This is a genomic window from Modestobacter sp. KNN46-3 (assembly GCF_011039295.1).
The window spans coordinates 1-2,069 of the sequence record NZ_JAAKGN010000297.1 but is presented as its reverse complement, the minus strand read 5'-3'; the positions used below and the strand labels follow the sequence as shown (position 1 = coordinate 2,069).

The 2,069-nt window shown below is 75.2% G+C and carries 3 protein-coding genes; 1 reads left to right on the top strand and 2 read right to left on the bottom strand.

Annotated features, from left to right (window positions below; genetic code table 11):
- Window positions 1–27: 27 nt before the first annotated feature.
- Together G5C62_RS28825 and G5C62_RS26675 are read right to left on the bottom strand one after the other, a co-directional pair.
- The gene (locus G5C62_RS28825; protein ID WP_277424827.1) at window positions 28–150 is read right to left on the bottom strand and encodes a hypothetical protein; all 123 of its coding nucleotides are present in this window, start codon (window positions 148–150) and stop codon (window positions 28–30) included.
- A 411-nt stretch (window positions 151–561) separates the two neighbouring features.
- The gene (locus G5C62_RS26675; protein WP_036334013.1) at window positions 562–1,056 is read right to left on the bottom strand and encodes an inorganic diphosphatase; all 495 of its coding nucleotides are present in this window, start codon (window positions 1,054–1,056) and stop codon (window positions 562–564) included.
- Window positions 1,057–1,362: 306 nt separating this feature from the next.
- On the opposite strand from G5C62_RS26675, the gene G5C62_RS26670 reads away from it, so the two are divergent.
- A partial coding sequence (locus G5C62_RS26670) for a hypothetical protein (RefSeq protein ID WP_206330894.1) occupies window positions 1,363–2,069 on the top strand: 707 nt, incomplete at its 3' end.

Sequence of the window (2,069 nt, the reverse complement as noted above, 5' to 3'; positions counted from 1 at the left end):
GACCGTCACCGACACCGACGGCACCACTCAGGAGGTGACCACGCAGCCGACTATCCCGGCGCTCAGCGCCTGACCCGACATGAAGATCACGCGGTAGTCGTCACACACCACGCCGGCGGACTTGACCTCCCGCTCCGGTCGGCCGCCCACGGCCTCGGGCCGGCACCTGTAGTGGCAGGCGGCAGCAAGGCAGGGGCTGCTGACACCTGCGCCGCACGACTCGGACTGGGCACCAGATGGTCACGCCCCATCCGGCGGTACCTAATCTTGGCCGGTCGAGGGCGGTCGTCGGCACCGCCGCTGACCTGCGGAAACGGTTTGACACGGCGGCACCCGGCGGTGCCTGGTGGAGGCCCGGTGGCGCTCGTAATGAGAAGGTCGTCGGTTCGATTCCGACAGGCGGCTCCCCTTCCCCTCCGTCTCCCACCAGGCGGGCGCGCCTCGTCGGTGCGCCGCAGGAGACCGGCGTCAACAGCGGTCCCCGGATGCGGAACGGCGGCGCACCCGGGTGGGTGCGCCGCCGTCTGGTCAGTGCGTGTCCGGCGAGGTCCGCCGGTGGGGTCAGTGCTGTCGGGGGGTGTCGATGGCGCGCTGCCGGGAGGCCTCGATCTCGGCCTCGGCCTCGGCGCGCCCGACCCACTCGGCGCCCTCGACCGACTTGCCCGGCTCGAGGTCCTTGTAGGTCTCGAAGAAGTGCTGGATCTCCAGCCGGTCGAACTCCGAGACGTCGTTGATGTCCTGGAGGTGGGCCATCCGGGGGTCGGTCGCCGGGACCGTGAGGACCTTGTCGTCCCCGCCGGCCTCGTCGGTCATCCGGAACATCCCGATGGCCCGGCAGGTGATGAGGCACCCGGGGAACGTCGGCTCCTCCAGGAGCACGAGGGCATCGAGTGGGTCACCGTCCATTCCGAGCGTCTCCTCGATGTACCCGTAGTCGGCGGGGTACCGGGTCGAGGTGAACAGCATCCGGTCCAGGCGGATGCGTCCGGTGGCGTGGTCCAGCTCGTACTTGTTCCGCTGGCCCTTGGGGATCTCTACCGTCACGTCGAACTGCACGCCGATAGTGTGTCGTACGACTGTCCGCCCCGTCGGCGGAGGTCACTCCAGGGGGTGGGAGAGATCTCGGCGAGTCCGCGTGACGAGCAGTCGGGGGAGCCGGCGAACGGCCCGGAGGTCGCGTCCTCGGCGGCCGTCAACGGCGACGCGGCGACGTCCGATCCGTCGGTCCCGGCCGCCACGGAGCCCGCCACGGAGCCCGCCACGGAGCCCACCGCTAGCACCGCTGACGACGTCGAGGGTCCGGCTGCACCCGCGGGTGCGGAGTCGGACGAGGCGAGGGCCGAGCCGGAGCCCGTCGAGTCGGTGCCCGTCGAGCCGGACGCCGAGCCGGCACACCCGGAGACCACGGCTGCGGCCACGCCGGAGCAGGCGGTGTCCGAGCAGCCGGCGCCCGAGCGGTCCACGGAGCAGCCGGCCCCGCAGGTGACCGACGAGGCTGCCGAGGCGCGCCGGGCCGCCGCGGAGCAGGCGGCCGCCGACCTGGCCGCGGTGAAGCGGTGGGCGGCCGAGCGGGCCGCCGCCGAGCGCGCGGCGGCCGAGGACGCCGAGCGTGCTGCCGCCGCCCAGGCCGAGCTCGACGAGGCCGACGTCGAACGTGCCCGGGCCGAGCAGGCCGCCGCCGACCTCGCGGCCGTCCGGGAGTGGGCGGCCCAGCAGGCCGCCGCGGAGCGAGCCGCCGAGGAGCAGGCCGCTGCCGAGCGAGCCGCGGTCGAGGAGGCCGAGGCGGCGCGCGTCGCGGCCGAGCGGGCGGCCGTCGAGCAGGCGGAGGCCGAGCGTGCGGCGGCCGGACGAGCAGCAGCCGACCGGGTGGCCGCGGAACGGGCGGCCGAGGAGGAGGCAGCGGGGCAGCGGGCCGCCGCGGCCGCGGCGATGGCCGCCGAGCGCGCCGCCATCGAGCAGGAGACCGCCGAGCGAGCCGCGGCCGACCGCGCCGCGGCAGCCGACCGCGCCGCGGCTCGCTCGGCAGCGGCCTGCTCGCTGGCGGCTCGCGGCGCGGCGGCCTGCTGGGC